This is a genomic window from Methyloversatilis universalis EHg5, assembly GCF_000378945.1.
In the GTDB taxonomy this organism is placed as follows: domain Bacteria; phylum Pseudomonadota; class Gammaproteobacteria; order Burkholderiales; family Rhodocyclaceae; genus Methyloversatilis; species Methyloversatilis universalis_A.
In genome coordinates this window covers 3,380,938-3,398,755 of sequence record NZ_KB900539.1, presented here as the reverse complement: position 1 = coordinate 3,398,755, position 17,818 = coordinate 3,380,938, and the positions used below count along the sequence as shown (strand labels likewise).

At 68.8% G+C, this 17,818-nt stretch carries 16 protein-coding genes; 7 read left to right on the top strand and 9 right to left on the bottom strand.

Going from position 1 to position 17,818, the window contains the following annotated elements; translation table 11 throughout:
* Window positions 1–12 precede the first annotated feature (12 nt).
* From hemC to METUNV2_RS0115505, 7 genes are all read left to right on the top strand, one after another.
* Window positions 13–1,023 (top strand): hydroxymethylbilane synthase, encoded by a 1,011-nt coding sequence (hemC, locus tag METUNV2_RS0115535; protein ID WP_018230394.1) that lies wholly within the window; start codon window positions 13–15, stop codon window positions 1,021–1,023.
* Complete coding sequence (locus tag METUNV2_RS0115530) at window positions 1,020–1,817, top strand: uroporphyrinogen-III synthase (protein ID WP_018230393.1); 798 nt, start codon at window positions 1,020–1,022, stop codon at window positions 1,815–1,817. The genes hemC and METUNV2_RS0115530 overlap by 4 nt, the downstream gene beginning before the upstream one ends.
* Window positions 1,814–2,905 (top strand): uroporphyrinogen-III C-methyltransferase, encoded by a 1,092-nt coding sequence (locus tag METUNV2_RS0115525; protein ID WP_018230392.1) that lies wholly within the window; start codon window positions 1,814–1,816, stop codon window positions 2,903–2,905. Before METUNV2_RS0115530 ends, METUNV2_RS0115525 begins: the two co-directional genes overlap by 4 nt.
* Complete coding sequence (locus tag METUNV2_RS0115520; protein WP_018230391.1) at window positions 2,905–4,068, top strand: heme biosynthesis HemY N-terminal domain-containing protein; 1,164 nt, start codon at window positions 2,905–2,907, stop codon at window positions 4,066–4,068. The genes METUNV2_RS0115525 and METUNV2_RS0115520 overlap by 1 nt, the downstream gene beginning before the upstream one ends.
* A 56-nt stretch (window positions 4,069–4,124) precedes the next feature.
* Window positions 4,125–5,219, top strand: a complete 1,095-nt coding sequence (locus tag METUNV2_RS0115515; protein WP_018230390.1) for a YjgN family protein — start codon at window positions 4,125–4,127, stop codon at window positions 5,217–5,219.
* On the top strand, window positions 5,200–6,210 hold the full coding sequence (locus METUNV2_RS0115510; protein WP_018230389.1) for a M48 family metallopeptidase: 1,011 nt from the start codon (window positions 5,200–5,202) through the stop codon (window positions 6,208–6,210). The genes METUNV2_RS0115515 and METUNV2_RS0115510 overlap by 20 nt, the downstream gene beginning before the upstream one ends.
* 167 nt (window positions 6,211–6,377) lie before the next feature.
* Window positions 6,378–7,010 carry an OmpW/AlkL family protein gene (locus METUNV2_RS0115505; protein ID WP_018230388.1) on the top strand — a complete coding sequence of 211 codons (633 nt, stop codon included), beginning with the start codon at window positions 6,378–6,380 and terminating at the stop codon, window positions 7,008–7,010.
* Between the two features lie 232 nt (window positions 7,011–7,242).
* Here METUNV2_RS0115505 and hemF read toward each other — a convergent pair whose 3' ends face one another.
* From hemF to pepP, 9 genes are all read right to left on the bottom strand, one after another.
* Window positions 7,243–8,169: an oxygen-dependent coproporphyrinogen oxidase gene (gene hemF / locus METUNV2_RS0115500; protein WP_018230387.1), complete on the bottom strand. Its 927-nt coding sequence runs from the start codon at window positions 8,167–8,169 to the stop codon at window positions 7,243–7,245.
* Window positions 8,166–9,428 (bottom strand): phosphoribosylamine--glycine ligase, encoded by a 1,263-nt coding sequence (gene purD / locus METUNV2_RS0115495; protein WP_018230386.1) that lies wholly within the window; start codon window positions 9,426–9,428, stop codon window positions 8,166–8,168. Before purD ends, hemF begins: the two co-directional genes overlap by 4 nt.
* Before the next feature lie 34 nt (window positions 9,429–9,462).
* Entirely contained in the window at window positions 9,463–11,052 is a 1,590-nt protein-coding gene (gene purH / locus METUNV2_RS0115490; protein ID WP_018230385.1) for a bifunctional phosphoribosylaminoimidazolecarboxamide formyltransferase/IMP cyclohydrolase, read from the bottom strand.
* Window positions 11,053–11,109: 57 nt separating this feature from the next.
* Complete coding sequence (locus tag METUNV2_RS0115485) at window positions 11,110–11,346, bottom strand: Fis family transcriptional regulator (protein WP_008064530.1); 237 nt, start codon at window positions 11,344–11,346, stop codon at window positions 11,110–11,112.
* Between the two features lie 47 nt (window positions 11,347–11,393).
* The gene (dusB, locus tag METUNV2_RS0115480; protein ID WP_018230384.1) at window positions 11,394–12,425 is read right to left on the bottom strand and encodes a tRNA dihydrouridine synthase DusB; all 1,032 of its coding nucleotides are present in this window, start codon (window positions 12,423–12,425) and stop codon (window positions 11,394–11,396) included.
* A gap of 94 nt (window positions 12,426–12,519) precedes the next feature.
* On the bottom strand, window positions 12,520–13,716 hold the full coding sequence (locus METUNV2_RS0115475; RefSeq protein ID WP_018230383.1) for a hypothetical protein: 1,197 nt from the start codon (window positions 13,714–13,716) through the stop codon (window positions 12,520–12,522).
* Between the two features lie 3 nt (window positions 13,717–13,719).
* Window positions 13,720–15,222 (bottom strand): MBOAT family O-acyltransferase, encoded by a 1,503-nt coding sequence (locus METUNV2_RS0115470; protein ID WP_018230382.1) that lies wholly within the window; start codon window positions 15,220–15,222, stop codon window positions 13,720–13,722.
* 91 nt (window positions 15,223–15,313) lie between these two features.
* Entirely contained in the window at window positions 15,314–16,489 is a 1,176-nt protein-coding gene (locus METUNV2_RS0115465) for an FAD-dependent monooxygenase (RefSeq protein WP_018230381.1), read from the bottom strand.
* Window positions 16,486–17,799, bottom strand: coding sequence for a Xaa-Pro aminopeptidase (gene pepP / locus METUNV2_RS0115460; protein WP_018230380.1), 1,314 nt, complete (start codon window positions 17,797–17,799; stop codon window positions 16,486–16,488). The genes METUNV2_RS0115465 and pepP overlap by 4 nt, the downstream gene beginning before the upstream one ends.
* Between the last annotated feature and the right edge of the window lie 19 nt (window positions 17,800–17,818).

Genomic DNA, 17,818 nt, shown 5'->3' with positions numbered 1-17,818 from the left:
CCTCTTTTCCATATGGATCATCCGGCCGGCCCGGCGGACCTCGATGCGGCGGATCGCGCGCAGTCAGTCCCGCAGCAGGAGCCCCAAGCTTACCCGAAGCCCACGCGCATCGTGATCGCGTCGCGCGAGTCCCGTCTTGCCATGTGGCAGGCGGAACATGTGCGTGACAGACTGTCCTCGCTGTACCCCTCCGCGACCGTGGACATCCTCGGCATGACCACCCGCGGCGACCAGATTCTGGATCGTCCGCTCGCCAAGGTGGGCGGCAAGGGGCTGTTCGTGAAGGAACTCGAAACCGCCCTGCTCGAAGGCCGCGCCGATCTGGCCGTGCATTCGATGAAGGACGTGCCGATGACGCTGGCCGACGAGTTCGCGCTGGTGGCCACGCTGGAGCGCGAAGTGCCGCAGGACGCCTTCGTGTCCTCCCGCTACGCCAGCCTCGACGAACTGCCGCCGGGCGCCGTGGTCGGCACCTCCAGCCTGCGGCGCGAATCGCAGCTGCGCGCGAACTTTCCCTATCTGGCGGTGAGCAGCCTGCGCGGCAATCTCGATACCCGGCTGCGCAAGCTCGATGAAGGTCAGTACGACGCCATCATCCTGGCGGCCGCCGGTCTGAAGCGGCTGGGTCTGGGGGCGCGCATCCGGGCATTGATGCCGGTAGAGCAGTCGCTGCCGGCCGCCGGTCAGGGCGCGCTGGGCATCGAGGCGCTGTCCTCGCGGCCCGAAGTGGCGGCCTGGCTGTCACCGCTGGTGTGTCCGGTCACCGAAGCCTGCGTCCGCGCCGAGCGCGCGGTGTCGCGCGCGCTGGCCGGCTCCTGCGAAGTGCCGCTGGCCGCCTACTGCGTGGTCGAGGGCGGTGCGCTGTGGCTGCGTGCCCGGGTGGCCATGCCGGACGGCAGCCGCATCGCCGCCGCCGAAGTGCGCGGCAATATCGCCCAGCCGGATGCGCTGGCGGCGGACTGCGTGGACGCGCTGCGGGCCGACGGCGCGCAGGCCATCCTCGACGACCTCGCCCATCCATGAACGCTCGCGGCGCGCTGGCCGGATGCGGCGTGCTGGTCAGCCGGCCGCGCGCGCAGGCGGCGGTGCTGGCGGACGCGCTGCGGGCCGCCGGCGGCAAACCTTTCGAGTTTCCGCTGATCGACATCGAACCGCTGGCCGACACGTCGGCCGTGGCCGGTGCCGATCTGGACGGTGCCGCGCTGGCGGTATTCGTCAGCGCCAACGCGGTGCGCCATGCGCTGGACTGCCTGCTGCCGCTGCGCGACTGGCCGGCTGCGCTGCCGGCCGCCACCGTGGGCGAACAGTCGGCGCAGGCGCTGCGCGCGCGCGGTGTCACCCGCGTCGTTACGCCGTTGCACCGCTACGATTCCGAGGCGCTGCTTGAATTGCCCGAACTGTCGGCCGCCGCACTGGCCGGCCGGCGGGTGCTCATCTTCCGCGGCGACGGCGGGCGCGAACTGCTGGGCGATACGCTGCGTGCGCGCGGTGCGATCGTCGAGCACATCACCTGCTACCGCCGCCTGCCGCCGCGCGACGGCGCGCCGCTGTGCGCCGCACTGCGCGCCGGCCGGCTGCACGCGCTGACCATCACCTCGTCCGAATCGCTGCGCAATCTCACCGTGCTGCCCGGGCTGGACTGTCTGGACGCGCTGCAGGCGCTGCCGCTGTTCGCGCCGCACGCGCGCATCGCCGAACAGGCGCGCGAACGCGGCTTCAGCCGCGTGATCGAAACCGCACCGGCCGACGCCGGCCTGCTGGCCGGCCTGACTGACTATTTTTCATCGCATCCCTGCGACCTGAACCGACCGACATGAGCGAACAGATTCCGACGCCGTCCCCCGCCGCCACGCCTGCCGTGATACCGGTGCCGCCCGCGAAACGCGATGGCGTGGTGCCGCTGTGGGCACTCGGGCTGGCGGTACTGCTGCTGGTTGCGCTGGGCGTAGCCAGCGCCTTCATGCTCACCCGCATGCGTACGCTCGAAGCCGAACTGCATCGCCGGGTCGAGGTGGTGGGCGAACAGGCGGCGCAGGCGCGTGACGCGTCCGAACAGGAAGCGGCCGGCATCGCCACCTACGGCAACCGGCTTGGCAGCCAGGAAGCGCAGCTGGCCGACCTGCGGGCGCGCATCGAGGCCTATGAATACCTGGCCGATGATCTGGTGCGCAGCTACGACGAACGCGTGCTGGCCGAAGTCGAACACGCGCTGGTGCTGGGCCAGCAGCAGTTGCAGCTGGCCGGTGACGCCAAGCTGGCGCTCAGCGCGCTGTCTACCGCCGAAGCGCGTCTGGCGCGGGTCGATACCGGCCGCTTCCTGCCGCTGCGCCGTGCCATGGCCAATGACATGGAGCGCCTGCGCCGTGCGCCGATGGCTGATCTGTCCGGCCAGGCGCTGCGCATCGATACGCTGCTCGGTTCCATCGACACCCTGCCGCTGGCTTTCGACCGCTCGCCGACGCGCGCCGGAGCCCCGGCTCCCGCCAAGGTTGCGGCAGTGGCCGAGCCGACCCTGGTCGAGCGGCTGGCGGAGGAGGTGTGGGCCGAAGTGCGGCAGCTGGTGCGCATCGAACGGCTGGACCGGCCCGATCCGGCGCTGCTGTCGCCGGAGCACAGCTTCTTCCTGCGCGAAAATCTCAAGCTGCGGCTGATCAATGCCCGCATCGCGCTGCTCCAGCGCAATGGCGCGGTGTGGCGCGAGGACATGCGGCTGGCGCGCGAATGGGTGGAGCGCTATTTCGACACCCGCGCCCGTCAGACCGACAACGCGCTGGCCACGCTGCGCCAGCTCGCCAGCGTCGATCCGGGCGAAGGTCTGCCCGGCCTCAACGAATCGATGAGCGCGCTGGCCCAGCTCAAGGCCCAGCGCCAGCGGCCCACCGTGCAGCGCGAGGAGAAGCGCTGATGGTGCGCCTGCTGCTGTGGCTGCTCGGGCTGTGCGCGCTGGCCGTGGGGCTGGTGATTGCGGCGCGTCAGAACGACGGTTTCGTGCTCATCCAGTGGTCGCCCTGGCGCATCGAACTGTCGCTCAACCTGTTCATCGTGTCGCTGCTGCTCGGCGTGGCGCTGCTGTACAGCGTGTTCCATTTCATCGACGGCCTGATGCGCATGCCGGCGCGTGCGGCCCGCTACCGCGCGCGTCAGCGCCGGCGCCGCGCGGTGACCGCGTTGCGCGACGCCGCCCGCCTGTATTTCGAAGGCCGCTACGGGCATGCCCAGCGCAGCGCCCGGGTGGCGGTCGAGGGCGGCGAATCGCCCGGCCTGGCCGCGCTGATCGGCGCCCGCGCCGCGCACGCGATGCGCGAACAGACGCAGGCCGACGACTGGCTGCGCCAGGCGGAGCGCTTCGATGAACTGAAGACCGCCCGCTTGATGACCGAAGCCGACATCCTGACCGACCGTCGCGAGTTCAGCGATGCGCTGGAGCGTATCGACGTGCTGCAGTCCGGCGGTCAGCGCCATGTCGCCGCGCTGCGTCTGGCGATGCGGGCGCGCCGCGGTCTGGCCGACTGGGGCGGCCTGCTGCGGGTGGTGCGCCTGCTGCAGAAGCATCGCGCGCTGACGCCGGAGCAGGCGGCACCGGTGCGCCGTCAGGCGCATCTGGGCGCGCTGCACGATCTGGATCCGGCCGAACTGGACGCTTACTGGAAAGCACTGCCGGCCACCGAGCGCGAAGACGCACAGGTGGTGCGCGCGATGGCCGAGGCGCTGGTGGCCGCCGGCCAGACCACGCAGGCGCGCAAGCTGATCGAGGCGCGGCTGGAGCACGGCTGGGAGTCGTCGCTGCTGGCGCTGTACGCCCATACCGACGGCGGCGATGCGCTGGGCCGCATCGCCAAGGCCGAAGCCTGGCTGCGCGACCATCCGGACGACGCCGAACTGCTGCTCGCGCTGGGCCGGCTGTGTCGCACCCAGCAGTTGTGGGGCAAGGCGCAGAGCTATCTCGAAGCCGCGCTGGCGGTGCAGCCCTCACGCGTGGTGCATGTCGAACTGGCGCTGCTGGCTGAACACCTCGAACGACCGGAAAAGGCGCAGGCCCATTTCCGCGCGGCCGCACTGATGCGCTGAACGCGCGCGGCAGGGCTGTGTCATGATCCGGGCATGTTCTTCCGCCCGGATCCCGCATGAACAATCCTTTCGAGAACGCGCCGCCGTCCGCGGCCACGACCACCTTCGCCGATCCCTTTGCTGCAGACACCGCGCCCCGCTCCGAGGCGCTGGTGTTTTCCGGCCGCGGCGGCGAATACTTCGGCATCTGGATCGTCAATCTGCTGCTCACCGTGCTCACGCTGGGCATCTACTCCGCCTGGGCCAAGGTCCGGCGGCTGCAGTACTTCCATCGCCACACCACGCTGGGCGGTGCCGCCTTCGACTATCACGGCGACCCGCGTGCCATCCTCAAGGGGCGGGTGATCGGCTTCCTGCTGCTGCTGGGCTACAACATTTCGTTCGAGGTGTCGCCGCTGCTCGGCTTTCTGGTTCTCGGCCTGCTGGCAGCCGCGATGCCGGTGCTGCTGATGCGTTCGCTGCGCTTCCGCGCGCTCAATACCAGCTGGCGCGGCCTGCGTTTCGGTTTTGACGGTGACCAGAGAGGCGCCTACAAGGCCTTCCTGATGTGGCCGCTGCTGTCGGTCTTCACGCTCTATCTGCTGGCGCCGATGTGGCACCAGCGCATGAAGCGCTACCAGCTGGACAACGCACGTTTCGGCGCCACCCGTTTCGAATTCACCGCGTCGGTGTCTGCGTTCTACCGGATGTATGGCGTGCTTCTGCTGCTGCTTGTCGCCGGCGTAGCGGCGATTGGCGGCACGGTGGCGCTGGTGCTGGGCGCCGCAGGCGACCGCCGCGAAGCAATGGCCCTGCTGCCGCTCATCATGCTGGCCGGCTGGGTTGGTCTGTTCCTGCTGATTTCGCCCTACCTGACCGCGCGCCTGCAGAACCTGGTGTGGAACAACACCCGGCTCGGCGCCCACCGTTTCGAGTCGCATGCGCGGGCACGCACGCTGTATGCGATCACGCTCACCAACCTGATCGCCATCGTGTGCACGCTGGGTTTCTTCGCGCCGTTCGCCGCCATCCGCACCGCGCGCTACCGGATCGAAAGCGTCACCCTGGTCAGTGCCGGCCCGCTGGACGATTTCGTGGCCGGACAGAAACAGGCGGTGTCGGCCACCGGCGAAGAGACCGCGGACATTTTCGATGTCGACATCGCCCTCTGAAGCGCTGACGGTTGCGGCGCTGTACTTCGACGGCCACAGCGCGCGTGCATGGCCAGCCACGCTGTCGCTGGACGGTGACGCGCTGCTGCTCGCCGCGGAAGGGCTGAGCCGCCGGGCCCCGCTGGCCACCCTGCGGCTGTCCGAACCGATGGGGGCGGCGCCGCGGCTGATCACCTTCGACGACGGTGCCCACGCCGAGGTAAGGGATCATGCCGCGCTCGCGCGCCTGCTCGGCGCCAGCGGCCAGCGCGACCGGCTGACGGTGCGCAGCGCCTTCGACCTGCGCATGGTGGCGGGTGCGCTTGCGCTGCTCGTCATCGTGCTGTGGGGCGCGGCGCGCTACGGTCTGCCGTGGGCGGCGGAAGTCGCCGCGCCGCGCGTACCGGAGGCGGTGGTGGCCGGCCTGTCACGCCAGACCCTGGAACTGATCGACGAGCACATGCTTGCGCCGAGCCGGTTGGACGAAGACGCGCAGTCCCGGCTGCGCGGCGTGCTGGCCGGTCGCACGACGCTGCCGCACGCGCTGGTGTTCCGTCACGGCGGCGCGGTCGGCGCCAACGCCTTCGCGCTGCCTGACGGCACGCTGGTGGTGACCGACGAACTGGTCGAGCTTGCCGGCGATGACGAACGCGTGATGGCGGTGCTGATGCACGAACTGGGTCACGTCGAAGGGCGTCATGGCATGCGCATGCTGCTGCAGGGCTCGGCGGTGGCGCTGTTCATGACCTGGTATGCCGGCGACGTGAGCAGCGTGATCGCGATGGCACCGACCGCGCTGATCCAGTCCGGCTATTCGCGCGACATGGAGCGCGAGGCGGACGACTATGCCGCGGCGGCGCTGCGCGCCCAGGGCCGTTCGCCCGCACTGCTGGCCGACATGCTGCAGCGCCTGTCCGAATCTGCCGAGCGCGGCCGCAAGGACGGCGCTGGCTGGCTGGACAGCCACCCGGACAGCGCACAGCGCATCGAGCGGCTGCGCGACCGCTCCTGACGCCGGGCGGGCTGCTCGCCGGTGCGGTCGGCGCCGCCGGCAGGCCACGCGTGTTGCATCGCAACGCGTTCTGAGCGCCGATTGACCTTGGTCAACGCAGGGGTATCAGCCCTTCGGAATACTGCACACCACTGAATGCGATTTCACTTTCTCTGGAGTGCACGACAATGAAGGCGATCAAGTGGGTGGGTGTGGCTGCGCTGGCAGCCGTGGCCGGTGTGGCGAATGCGGCCGACGAAGGCAACTGGATGGTGCGCGCCCGCGCGCTGTACATGAATCCGGACAATGACAATTCCGGTGGCCTGAACCTGCCGATCGACGTGAAGGCCGAGAACAAGACCTTCCCGGAAATCGACATCACCTACTTTTTCACCAAGAACATCGCGGCTGAACTGATTCTGACCTATCCGCAGAAGCATGACGTCGAACTGGGCGGCGTAGGCATCGGCTCGGTCAAGCATCTGCCGCCGACGCTCACCCTGCAGTACCACTTCAACCCGGAAGGCACGATTCGTCCGTACGCCGGTCTGGGCCTGAACTACACCCGTTTCAGCAGCGTCGATCTCGACGCCGGCACCGTGCTTGGCGGCAGCGTGCCGCTGCGCATCGACCGCAGCAGCTTCGGCTGGGCCGCCCAGGTGGGCGCCGACTTCCAGATCGCGCCGAAGTGGTTCTTCAACGTCGACGTGAAGTACGTGAATATCGACACCGACATTTTCGTGAAGGGCACCGGCGCCAAGGTGACTTCGCTGAACATCGACCCGATGCTGTATTCGGTCGGTATCGGTTACCGCTTCTGAGTTCGAGCGGGTCCGTCGGCCCAGGGCCACAAGCCCGAAAGCCGGCGGGCAGCTCACTGGTTCTTCCTGCAGTCCCGGTTCGGGCACCCATTGGGTGCCCATTTTTTTTGCGGTGATCGGTGCAGGGTGTCCGGACGGCGGGAGCAGTGCCCCCGCCGCGGTGGCCGTCGAAAATGCGGTCAGGGTTTGATGGCCTGACCCCATCGCAGTGAGGGCGCCGCGGAAGACGCTGTCAGGCGAGCCAGTCCCGCGGCGGCAGGAAGTCTGTGTAGAGCTTCGCTTCCGGCGAACCGTCTTCCGGGTGCCAGTCGTAGCGCCACTTCACCACCGGCGGCATGGACATCAGGATGGATTCGGTGCGACCGCCCGACTGCAGGCCGAACAGCGTGCCGCGGTCGAATACCAGATTGAATTCGACGTAACGGCCGCGGCGGTAGGCCTGGAAGTCGCGTTCGCGTTCGCCGTAGGGCAGGTCGCGGCGGCGTTGCACGATAGGCAGATAGGCGTCGAGGAAGCCGTTGCCGACCGCCTGCGTCAGACCGTAAGCCTGCTCGAAATCCACGCTGCCGTCGGCACCGAGATCATCGAAGAACACGCCGCCGACGCCGCGTGCTTCCTTGCGGTGCTTGAGATGGAAATACTCGTCGCACCACTGCTTGTAGCGCATCCAGGTGTCGGCGCCGTAGGGCGCCAGCGCGTCGCGGCAGGTGCGGTGGAAGTGGGCCGCGTCATCCTCGAAACCGTAGTAGGGCGTCAGATCCATGCCGCCGCCGAACCACCACACCGCTTCGCCGTCCTGCGGCTGGGCGGTGAAGAAGCGCACGTTCAGGTGCACGGTCGGTACGTAGGGGTTGCGCGGGTGCAGCACCAGTGACACGCCCATCGCCTCGAACGAGGCGCCGGCCAGATCGGCGCGGTGGGCCGAGGCGGAAGGCGGCAGACGATCGCCGCGCACATGCGAGAAATTGCAGCCGCCGCGCTCGAACAGTCTGCCTTCCTCGATCAGCCGGGTGCGGCCGTCGCCCTGCAGTCTTTCTTCCGGGCCGCGCACCCAGCCGTCGGTCAGGAAGGGCGAGCCGTCAGCAGCTTCAAGGCCGGCGATGATGCGGTCCTGGAGATCCAGCAGCCAGGCACGGACCTGTTCGGCGCGCGTGCTCATCGACGCACCGCGCGGTGACCGATGTCGCGGCGGAACTGCGCGCCGTCGAACTGGATCTGGTCGCACAGCGTGTAGGCCGCGCGCTGCGCCTGTTTCACCGTGTCGCCGAGTGCGGTCACGCACAGCACGCGGCCGCCGCTGGTGACCACCGCGTCGTCCTGGTGGGCGGTGCCGGCGTGGAACACATGGCTGTCTTCGGTCGCGGCCGGCAGGCCGGTGATCACGTCACCCTTGCGCGGCGCGTCCGGATAGCCGGCGGAGGCCAGCACCACACCCAGCGCCACCCGGCGGTCCCAGTCGGTGCTGGCTTCGGACAGGCGGTATTCCAGCGCCGCCTCGACCAGATCGACCAGATCGGTCTTCAGCCGCATCATGATGGGCTGGGTTTCCGGGTCGCCCATGCGACAGTTGAATTCCAGCACCTTGATGTCGCCCTCCGGCGAAATCATCAGGCCGGCGTACAGGAAGCCGGTGTAGGGCAGGCCGTCCAGTGCCATGCCGGTGAGTACCGGCTGGATCACCTCGCGCATCACGCGTGCGTGGATTTCCGGCGTGACCACCGGCGCCGGCGAATAGGCGCCCATGCCGCCGGTGTTCGGGCCGGCGTCGCCGTCGAGCAGGCGTTTGTGGTCCTGGCTGGTGGCCAGCGGCAGCGCGCTCTGGCCGTCGCACATGACGATGAAGCTCGCTTCTTCGCCCTGCAGGAATTCCTCGATCACCACGCGCGACTTGCCGCCGTCGTCGCCAGGCAGCATGGCGCCGATGGCGGCGTGCGCCTCGGTCAGCGTCATCGCCACCACCACGCCCTTGCCGGCGGCCAGGCCGTCGGCCTTGATCACGATGGGTGCGCCCTTCTCGTCGACGAAGGCGCGCGCGGCGGCGGCGTCGGTAAAGGTCTGGTACCAGGCGGTCGGGATGTTGTTGCGCACCATGAACTGCTTGGCGAAGTCCTTGGAGCTTTCCAGCTGGGCCGCCTTGCGGGCCGGGCCGAAAACCTTCAGGCCGCGCACCCGGAAACAGTCCACCACGCCAGCGGCCAGCGGCGCTTCCGGGCCGACCACGGTGAAGGCGATGTTCTCGTTCTCGACGAAGCTGATGAGCTCGGCGAAATCGGTGATCGGCAGGTTTTCGATATTGGGTTCGAGCGCGGTACCGGCATTGCCCGGCGCCACATAGACCTTCTGTACGCGCGGACTCTGCGCGAGTTTCCAGGCAATGGCGTGCTCGCGGCCGCCCGAACCGATGACCAGCAGTTTCATGTCGCGTCCTTCTTCAATCGTGCGCGGGTACAGCTCAGTGACGGAAGTGGCGGGTGCCGGTGAACACCATGGCCAGGCCGTGCTCGTCGGCGGCGGCGATCACTTCTTCGTCGCGCATGCTGCCGCCCGGCTGGATGATGGCCTTGGCGCCGGCTTCGGCCAGCACGTCCACACCGTCGCGGAAGGGGAAGAAGGCGTCGGACGCCACCACCGAACCGGCAATGGTCAGACCTGCGTTCTCTGCCTTGATTCGCGCGATCCGCGTCGAGTCAACGCGGCTCATCTGGCCGGCGCCGACACCGACCGTCGCGCCGTCGCGGCAATACACGATGGCGTTCGACTTCACGTACATGGCGACGCGCCAGGCGAAGGTGAGGTCGGTCATTTCCTGCGCGGTCGGGGCGCGCTTGGTGACCACCGTGAGGCGGCCTTCCAGCGATTCCGGTTCGTCCGCGGTCTGGATGAGCAGGCCGGAGCCGACCCGCTTCACATCGTGCAGATTGCGGCCGCGCGCCCAGGCGGTCGCGCCCTTCGGATCGACGCCATCGAGCGGGATTTCCAGCACGCGCACATTGGCCTTGGCCGCAAGCAGCTTCAGCGCGTCGGCGGTGAAGGCGGGCGCCATCAGCACTTCGACAAACTGGCCGCTGACCGCTTCGGCGGTGGCGGCGTCGACCGGGGTGTTGAAGGCGATGATGCCGCCGAAAGCCGAGGTCGGATCGGTGGCGAAGGCCTTGCGGTAGGCCTCAAGCGGGGTGGCGCCGAGTGCCACGCCGCAGGGGTTGGCGTGCTTGACGATGACGCAGGCGCCGGTGTCGAAGCTCTTCACGCATTCCCAGGCGGCGTCGCCGTCGGCGATGTTGTTGTACGACAGTTCCTTGCCCTGCAGCTGTTTCGCGCTGACCAGCGAACCCGGTGCCGGGTACAGGTCGCGGTAGAAGGCGGCGCGCTGGTGCGGGTTCTCGCCGTAGCGCAGGTCCTGGATCTTGACGAAGCGGCCGTTCGACTGTGCCGGGAACTCGGCGCGCGAGCCGTCGGCGTTCAGTGCCGACAGGTAGTCGCTGATCGCGGCGTCGTAGTTCGAAATGCGGTTGAACGCGGCCACCGACAGCGCGAAGCGGGTGGCGTCGGACAGCGCGCCGCTGGCGCGCAGTTCGTCCAGCACGCCGGCGTACTGCGAGGCGTCGGTCAGCACGCCGACACCGCGCCAGTTCTTGGCGGCGGAGCGCACCATGGCCGGGCCGCCGATGTCGATGTTCTCGATCGCGTCTTCCAGCGTGCAGCCGGCCTTGGCGACCGTCGCCTCGAACGGATACAGATTCACCACCAGCAGATCGATGGTCGGAATGTCGTGTTCCGCCAGCGCCTGCATGTGGGCCTCGACTTCGCGCCGGGCCAGCAGGCCGCCGTGGATGCGCGGGTGCAGCGTCTTGACGCGTCCGTCCAGCATTTCCGGGAAGCCGGTGTGGTCGGCCACTTCGGTCACCTTCAGGCCGGCGTTGGCCAGCAGTTGTGCGGTGCCGCCGGTGGACAGCAGTTCGATGCCGAGCCCGGTCAGGGCGGTGGCGAATTCAACGATGCCGGTCTTGTCGGACACGCTGATCAATGCACGCTGTACTTTCATGCGCTTTTCCGGTGGGAAGTTGAGGAATTCGGGGTAGGGGATGCGGCGCGGGCCGCGTCAGAGCATGCCGTGATCGGTGAGCTTGCGGCGCAGCGTATTGCGGTTCATGCCCAGCATGTCGGCGGCGCGGGTCTGGTTGCCTTCGGCTTCACGCATGACCACCTCCAGCATCGGGCGCTCCATCTGGCGCAGCACCATGTCATAGAGGCCGCTCGGCGGTTCCCCGTCCAGATCACGGAAATATCGTTCCAGCGAGTGTCTTACGCACTCGGCAATGTCACTGCGTCCGCTCATGGCGGCGTCTCCCTGATGGTCGGTGCTGAGTGCGCCCGGTCGGGCGTTCAGGCGGCCAGTTCCTGCGCGTCGTCGTCGGAATCCGGCTCGTAGGCGAGCCTGTCGTTGTCGGCCGCCATGCGGCCGAAGAACTCGTCGATCGCAGCCATCTGCGCGTCCGTCGTTTCCAGACGGTTCATCGCGTGACGGAAGGCGGCCGATCCGACCAGTCCCTTGGTGTACCAGGAGATGTGCTTGCGCGCGATGCGCAGGCCGCTCTCTGCGCCGTAGAAGCCGTACAGGTCTTCGACGTGCTCGCGGCACACGCGATGGATTTCGCTCACTTCGGGCGGCGCCAGCAGTTCGCCGGTGGCCAGGAAGTGCTCGATCTCGCGGAAGATCCAGGGCCGGCCCTGGGCGGCGCGTCCCACCATGACGCCGTCGGCACCGCTGACGGTCAGCACTTCGCGCGCCTTCTGCGGCGTGGTGATATCGCCGTTGGCGATCACCGGAATGTTCACGGCAGCCTTCACCGCACGAATGGTGTCGTACTCGGCGTGGCCGGTGTACTGGTCGGCGCGGGTGCGGCCGTGGATGGCCAGCGCGCGGATGCCGCTCTGTTCGGCCATGCGTGCCAGCATCGGTGCGTTCTTGTTGGCGCGGTTCCAGCCGGTGCGCATCTTCAGCGTGACCGGGGTGTCGGGCACCGCCTGCACCACTGCTTCAAGGATGCGCGCCACCAGCGGCTCGTCCTGCATCAGCGCCGAACCGGCCATCACGTTGCAGATCTTCTTGGCCGGACAGCCCATGTTGATGTCGATGATCTGGGCGCCGCGGTCCACGTTGTGGCGGGCGGCATCGGCCATCATTTTCGGGTCGGCACCGGCGATCTGCACCGAGATCGGCGCCACCTCGCCGTCGTGGTTCGCCCGACGCTGGGTCTTCGCGCTGCCGTACAGCAGCGAGTTGGAGGTGACCATTTCGGACACTGCGAGTCCGGCGCCCAGCTTCTTGCACAGCTGGCGGAAGGGGCGGTCGGTCACGCCGGCCATGGGCGCGACGAACAGGTTGTTTCGCAGATTGAAGCCGACGAACTGCATGGTTGGACGAGGGTGATGGACGAACGGGCAAGGGCGGGATTCTACCGCGATGCGGCGGCACGGCGAAATGTCGCGCCGCCGGCCGTGCGCATGGTCACTCCGTCGCGACGGGGGCGCCGAACGCGGCGTCCAGATCGCGCTGCAGATCCGGCCGCGCGGCCAGCACGCGGCGTGTCTCGCCGGCCCAGTCGGCGGCTGCGGTCGCCGGCGTGAGCCGCCGGCCGAAGTCGTCGTCCGGCGGCGCTTCCGGCGCCAGCGCGCGCGCCAGCATGCGCGCACCGAGCGCGGCCTTGAAATGGCCGCCTTCCCAATAGCCGCGGGTGACCGTGCGGCGGTCGTCGCGTGCCGGCACCGCCTCGGCGCTGTCCGCACCGGGCAGCGAAAAATCCCAGGCGCGCACCTGCACGCCGCGTGCCGCAGCGGCCGCCACCGTGTCGGCCACGGCCTGTTTCCAGGTGCTCACCTCTCTGTCCATGTGCTCGCGCGCCAGCGCGCCCAGAATGTGCATGTGATAGGGGTAGCTCATCACCTCCACCCGCATGCGGTGCTCGCCGGCAATATCGAGCAGGCGCCGCAGTGCGACGAAATCGGCGGTGGCGTGCAGATCCTGTGGCCAGTGACGGGCGCGGATGCGTTTCACGTTGTCCGCGGCGCGCTGGCGGAACAGTGCCTGGTAGCCGTCGCGGGCGGCCATCGCGCCATAGTCGTACAGCGGGTTGAAGCCGTCGTCGCGCATCGTCGCGGCAAAGCGGTCGTGCTGGGCGTACAGCGTGCGCACGCTGTCAGCGGTGGCGGCCAGCGTGATCAGGCTCTGTGCCATCACCGTGCGCTGGCGCTGCCAGGCATCGGTGCGCGGATACCACTCACGGTCGCCGTCCGGCGGATTCAGTGCGTCGAACAGTTCCACGCCGACCACCAGCAGGCGTGGCCGGTGGCCGGCTTCCAGCAGGGTTTCCAGATAGCGCACCTGGCTGGTCAGTGCCGCCCCCGGTTCGGCCATGTTGAAGGGCCGCGCGGCCAGTGCCCGCAGCGCCGGGTCGGCCGGGTCCAGACCGATGTCGGCGCGTGAATTGCCGAGGATGAGCGCGTCCGGTGAAGCGCGCAGTGCGCGCGACAGCTTCAGTTCGCCGAGGGGGCGTTCGGGCCGTATCTTGAGTGCGTTCAGGCCGTCTATGCGCGGGCCGTCGTGTAGGCCCCACGGGTCCATGAACCGGTTGAGCGCCATCGCGAGTGCCATCGCCAGCAGCAGCGTGAGCAGCCAGATGCGGGCGAATCGCGTGCGCTGCGCCATTGTTCAGAACTGGAAATAGAGGAATTCGGACGGCCGCGACAGCGACAGCACGCAGACCGTGCTGGCCAGCCCCAGTCCGACCGCCCAGCGCGTGCTCAATCTGAAGCGCAGGCCGTCGGACAGCGGCGCGACGCGTTCGATGGCCGGGCGCAGCCGGGCATGGATCTGCTGTGTGTTCGGGCACAGAAAGGCGATCAGCCCGGCCACCGTTACCCAGCTCCAGGTGGTGACGAACTGTTCGCCGCCGCCCGGATGGAAGCGGACACCTGCTGCCGCCAGCATCGGGGCGACACCGCCGATGAGCTGTCCTACGGCCTGCGGCAGCGCCACGCCGTGCAGTCCCGCCATGCCGGCCAGCAGGTCGAGTGCGCCGCTCAGCGTACCGGCTCTGAAGAATACCCAGGCCACCACCACGGCAGCGAAGGTGAGTGCCACCGCCAGCGGGCGCGGCAGCCGGAAGCGGGCGGACCAGGCGTGTTGTATGCACAGGTAGGCGCCGTGCAGTCCGCCCCACAGCAGGAAATTCCAGCCTGCGCCGTGCCACAGGCCGCCGAGCAGCATGGTGGTCATCAGGTTGGCGTAGCGGCGCACCGGCCCGTGCTTGTTGCCGCCGAGCGGGATGTAGAGGTAGTCGCGCAGGAAGCGCGACAGCGTCATGTGCCAGCGCCGCCAGAAGTCGGAAATGGTGGCCGCCTTGTAGGGTGAATTGAAATTCAGCGGCAGCTTCACGCCGAACAGTCGCGACAGGCCGATCGCCATGTCGGAATAGCCGGAGAAGTCGAAGTAGAGCTGGAAGGTGTAGGCCAGCACGCCGCCCCAGGCGGTCAGCAGTCCGGGTTGGGCTCCGCCCTCGAACACTGAGCCGGCCAGTGGCGCCAGGTTGTCGGCCAGCAGCACCTTCTTGGCCAGGCCGAACACGAAAATGCTGCTGCCGATCAGAATGTTGTTGAGCCGCAGCCGGTAATTCCGCGGCCGTTCGAACTGCGACATCATTTCGCCGTGGTGCAGCACCGGACCGGCGATCAGGTGCGGGAAGTAGGTGACGAACAGTGCGTAGTTGACCAGCCGGGTTTCATGCACCTTGCCGGCCCAGGCATCGACCAGGAAAGCGATCTGGGTGAAGGTGAAGAAGGAAATGCCCAGTGGCAGGATCAGTTCGGGCACCGGCAGCCCCAGGCCTGCCAGCCGGTTCGCGCTGTCGACGAACAGTGCGCTGTACTTGTACGCGATCAGCAGCGCCAGATCGGTACCGATGCCCAGTGCGAGCAGGCGGCCGGCTGCCGGCTGTCCGGCACGGGCGGCGATGGCGCGTCCGGTCGCGTAGTTGAACAGGATGGAGCCGAGCAGCAGCGGCAGGTAGCGCGCGTCCCACCAGCCGTAGAAAAACAGCGAAGCGAGCGTCAGCCAGCCGGCCGCCAGCGTGATCGAGCGTCGACCCATCAGAAAGTAGCCGGCCAGCGCGACCGGCAGGAAGGCGAACAGGAAGGCGTAGGAATTGAACAGCATGCGCAGCGCCAGCGGGGTGTGCGGCGGATTCTAGGCAGCCGCCCCCGAGCCGGCGCGCAACTGTGTCACTGTCATCACGCCAGACGCAGCGCTACCAGCCGCGGGCACCGAACATCATGCGGCGGCCGACGAACTGACGGGCCGGCGGAAAGGCGTCGAGCAGGGCCAGGGCGGCACCGCGCGCGTGGCCGGCCAGCGGGCCGAGCAGCGGGTCGCCGGCGCCCAGCGTAAACACGCGGGCAAGAAAGTCGGTGAAGCCGCCGGTGGCGGCGCGGTCGGTGCGGCGCAGCCGGGCGTAGCGGGCGAGCGCATCATCCAGCCCGAGGTCGTGGCGGGCGAGCGCGGGCAGCAGGCATTCGGCCAGTTGGCCGACGTCGCGCAGCGCGAGGTTCAGGCCCTGGCCGGCCACCGGGTGCAGGGTTTGCGCCGCGTTGCCCAGCCAGACCTGGCGGCCGCGCACGATGTCGGCACGCATGCGCAGCGCCAGCGGCCAGGCGCTGCGCGGCCCCAGGGCCGCGAAACGCACCCGGCCACCGACCGCGTCGCTCAGTCGCTGCATGAAGCGGGCGTCGGTTTCGTCGCGCAGCGCCTCGGCGTCGGCGGCGTCGCAGGTATAGACCACCGCGTAGTCGCGGCCGCAGGGCAGCAGGGCCACCGGGCCGTCCGGCGTGAAGCGCTCGTAGGCGACATGGCCGTGCGGCGCGGCCGGGGTGGCCAGTGCGATCACCGCGTGCTGGCCGTAGTCGTGGCTGCGTGCCAGTGCTTCGTCGTCAGCGACCCGGCCTTCGCACCACAGCAGCACGCGCGCCCGCACCGGGCCGTCGGCGGTGTGCACCTTGATCGCGTCACCGTCCTCATCTGCGCCGGTGACCGGCAGGCCGTAGCGGACATCCAGATCCAGCGCGTCGGCCCGGCTGCGCAGCGCGCGCACCAGACTGCCGGCGCGGGCGACGTGGCCGAGTGCGTCCAGGCCGAAATCGGCGGCGCGCAGTTCGGTGCGGCCGAAATGGCCGCGCTGGGAAATGTGTATGGTGCCGATGGGGGTGGCGTCGGCCGCCGGCCAGGCCTGCAGTGTGCCCAGGATGGCACGCGAGCCGGCGGACAGTGCGATCACCCGGCTGTCCTCGAGCGCGCGTTCGGCGCTGCCGGCGTCGGCCGCCTGCACGGTCAGGCCGGCGGCGCGCAGTGCGCAGCCGGTGGCCAGGCCGACCGGGCCGGCACCGACGATGAAGGCGTCCAGCACCGGTGTGGCGGCCGCTTCGCTCATCCGCGTGCCTCCGCCATCACCGCCTCGATGTCGGCCACCGTCTTGGGTGCAGCCGAGGTGTAGATGTCGCAACCGTCGGCGGTCACGATCACGTCGTCCTCGATCCGGATGCCGATGTTCCAGAACGCTTCCGGCACGTCGTCGGCCGGCCGGATGTAGCAGCCGGGCTCGACCGTGAGCACCATGCCCGGCTCAAGCTGTCGCCATTCATTGGGGCCGCCGCCGCGCGGCCGGTACTCGCCGGCGTCGTGCACGTCCATGCCCAGCCAGTGGCCGGTGCGGTGCATGTAGAAGCGGCGGTAGTCGCCCTTTTCGATCACGTCGTCCAGCGTGCCCTTGAGCAGGCCGAGGTCGATCAGGCCCTGGGCCAGTACCCGGACCGCGGCATCGTGGTAGTCGATGAAGCGTGTGCCGGGTTTCACTTCGGCGAAGGCGGCGTCCTGTGCGTCCAGCACCAGCTGGTACACGTCGCGCTGGGCGCCGGTGAAACGGCCATTGACCGGCCAGGTGCGGGTGATGTCCGCGGCGTAGCCGTGCAGTTCGCAGCCGGCGTCGATCAGCAGCAGGTCGCCGTCGCGCAGTGCGGCGTCGTTCGACACGTAGTGCAGCACGCAGGCGTTGGCGCCACCGGCGACGATGGAGCCGTAGGCCGGCGCTTCCGAACCGGCGCGGCGGAATTCGTGCAGGATTTCAGCCTCGATCTCGTACTCCATCGCGCCCGGCCGGGTGGCCTGCATCGCCCGCCGGTGGGCGCGGGCGGAAATGTCGGCTGCCTGCCGCATCAGCGTCTGTTCGTGCAGGTCCTTGATCAGCCGCATGTCGTCCAGCGGCTGGCGGATGTCCCGCAGCTCTGACGGCGCCTGGCGGCCGGCCCTTACCTGGGCGCGCACCGCGTTGAGTGCGGCCATCATGCGCTGGTCCCAGGCGGCGTCCTCGCCGATCACGTAATGCAGGCGCGGCTGGTCGGCCAGCAGTTCGGGCAGTTTCGCGTCCAGTTCGCCGCAGATGTGCGCTTCATCGAAGCCGAACTTCTCGCGCGCGGCGTCCGGGCCGTGGCGCCAGCCGTCCCAGATTTCCCTTTCCTCGTTCTTTTCGCGGCAGAACAGGATGCTGCGCGGTGCGTCGCCGGCGATCAGCACCAGCACCGCCTCCGGCTCGGCGAAGCCGGTCAGGTAATAGAAATAGCTGTCGTGGCGGTAGCCGTAGTGGGTGTCGCGGTTGCGCGTGCGTTCCGGTGCGGTGGCGATGACGGCCACGCCCGATCCCATGCGTTCGATCAGGCGGGCGCGGCGTTCTGAATAGGGGTGCATGTCGGGTTCCGGCTTTCGG

Bases quoted from the DNA above. Each gene is read 5' to 3' on its own strand.
- hemC (WP_018230394.1), top strand. From the start codon at position 13: ATGGATCATCCGGCCGGCCCGGCGGACCTCGATGCGGCGGATCGCGCG.
- METUNV2_RS0115530 (WP_018230393.1), top strand. From the start codon at position 1,020: ATGAACGCTCGCGGCGCGCTGGCCGGATGCGGCGTGCTGGTCAGCCGG.
- METUNV2_RS0115525 (WP_018230392.1), top strand. From the start codon at position 1,814: ATGAGCGAACAGATTCCGACGCCGTCCCCCGCCGCCACGCCTGCCGTG.
- METUNV2_RS0115520 (WP_018230391.1), top strand. From the start codon at position 2,905: ATGGTGCGCCTGCTGCTGTGGCTGCTCGGGCTGTGCGCGCTGGCCGTG.
- METUNV2_RS0115515 (WP_018230390.1), top strand. From the start codon at position 4,125: ATGAACAATCCTTTCGAGAACGCGCCGCCGTCCGCGGCCACGACCACC.
- METUNV2_RS0115510 (WP_018230389.1), top strand. From the start codon at position 5,200: ATGTCGACATCGCCCTCTGAAGCGCTGACGGTTGCGGCGCTGTACTTC.
- METUNV2_RS0115505 (WP_018230388.1), top strand. From the start codon at position 6,378: ATGAAGGCGATCAAGTGGGTGGGTGTGGCTGCGCTGGCAGCCGTGGCC.
- hemF (WP_018230387.1), bottom strand. From the start codon at position 8,169: ATGAGCACGCGCGCCGAACAGGTCCGTGCCTGGCTGCTGGATCTCCAG.
- purD (WP_018230386.1), bottom strand. From the start codon at position 9,428: ATGAAACTGCTGGTCATCGGTTCGGGCGGCCGCGAGCACGCCATTGCC.
- purH (WP_018230385.1), bottom strand. From the start codon at position 11,052: ATGAAAGTACAGCGTGCATTGATCAGCGTGTCCGACAAGACCGGCATC.
- METUNV2_RS0115485 (WP_008064530.1), bottom strand. From the start codon at position 11,346: ATGAGCGGACGCAGTGACATTGCCGAGTGCGTAAGACACTCGCTGGAA.
- dusB (WP_018230384.1), bottom strand. From the start codon at position 12,425: ATGCAGTTCGTCGGCTTCAATCTGCGAAACAACCTGTTCGTCGCGCCC.
- METUNV2_RS0115475 (WP_018230383.1), bottom strand. From the start codon at position 13,716: ATGGCGCAGCGCACGCGATTCGCCCGCATCTGGCTGCTCACGCTGCTG.
- METUNV2_RS0115470 (WP_018230382.1), bottom strand. From the start codon at position 15,222: ATGCTGTTCAATTCCTACGCCTTCCTGTTCGCCTTCCTGCCGGTCGCG.
- METUNV2_RS0115465 (WP_018230381.1), bottom strand. From the start codon at position 16,489: ATGAGCGAAGCGGCCGCCACACCGGTGCTGGACGCCTTCATCGTCGGT.
- pepP (WP_018230380.1), bottom strand. From the start codon at position 17,799: ATGCACCCCTATTCAGAACGCCGCGCCCGCCTGATCGAACGCATGGGA.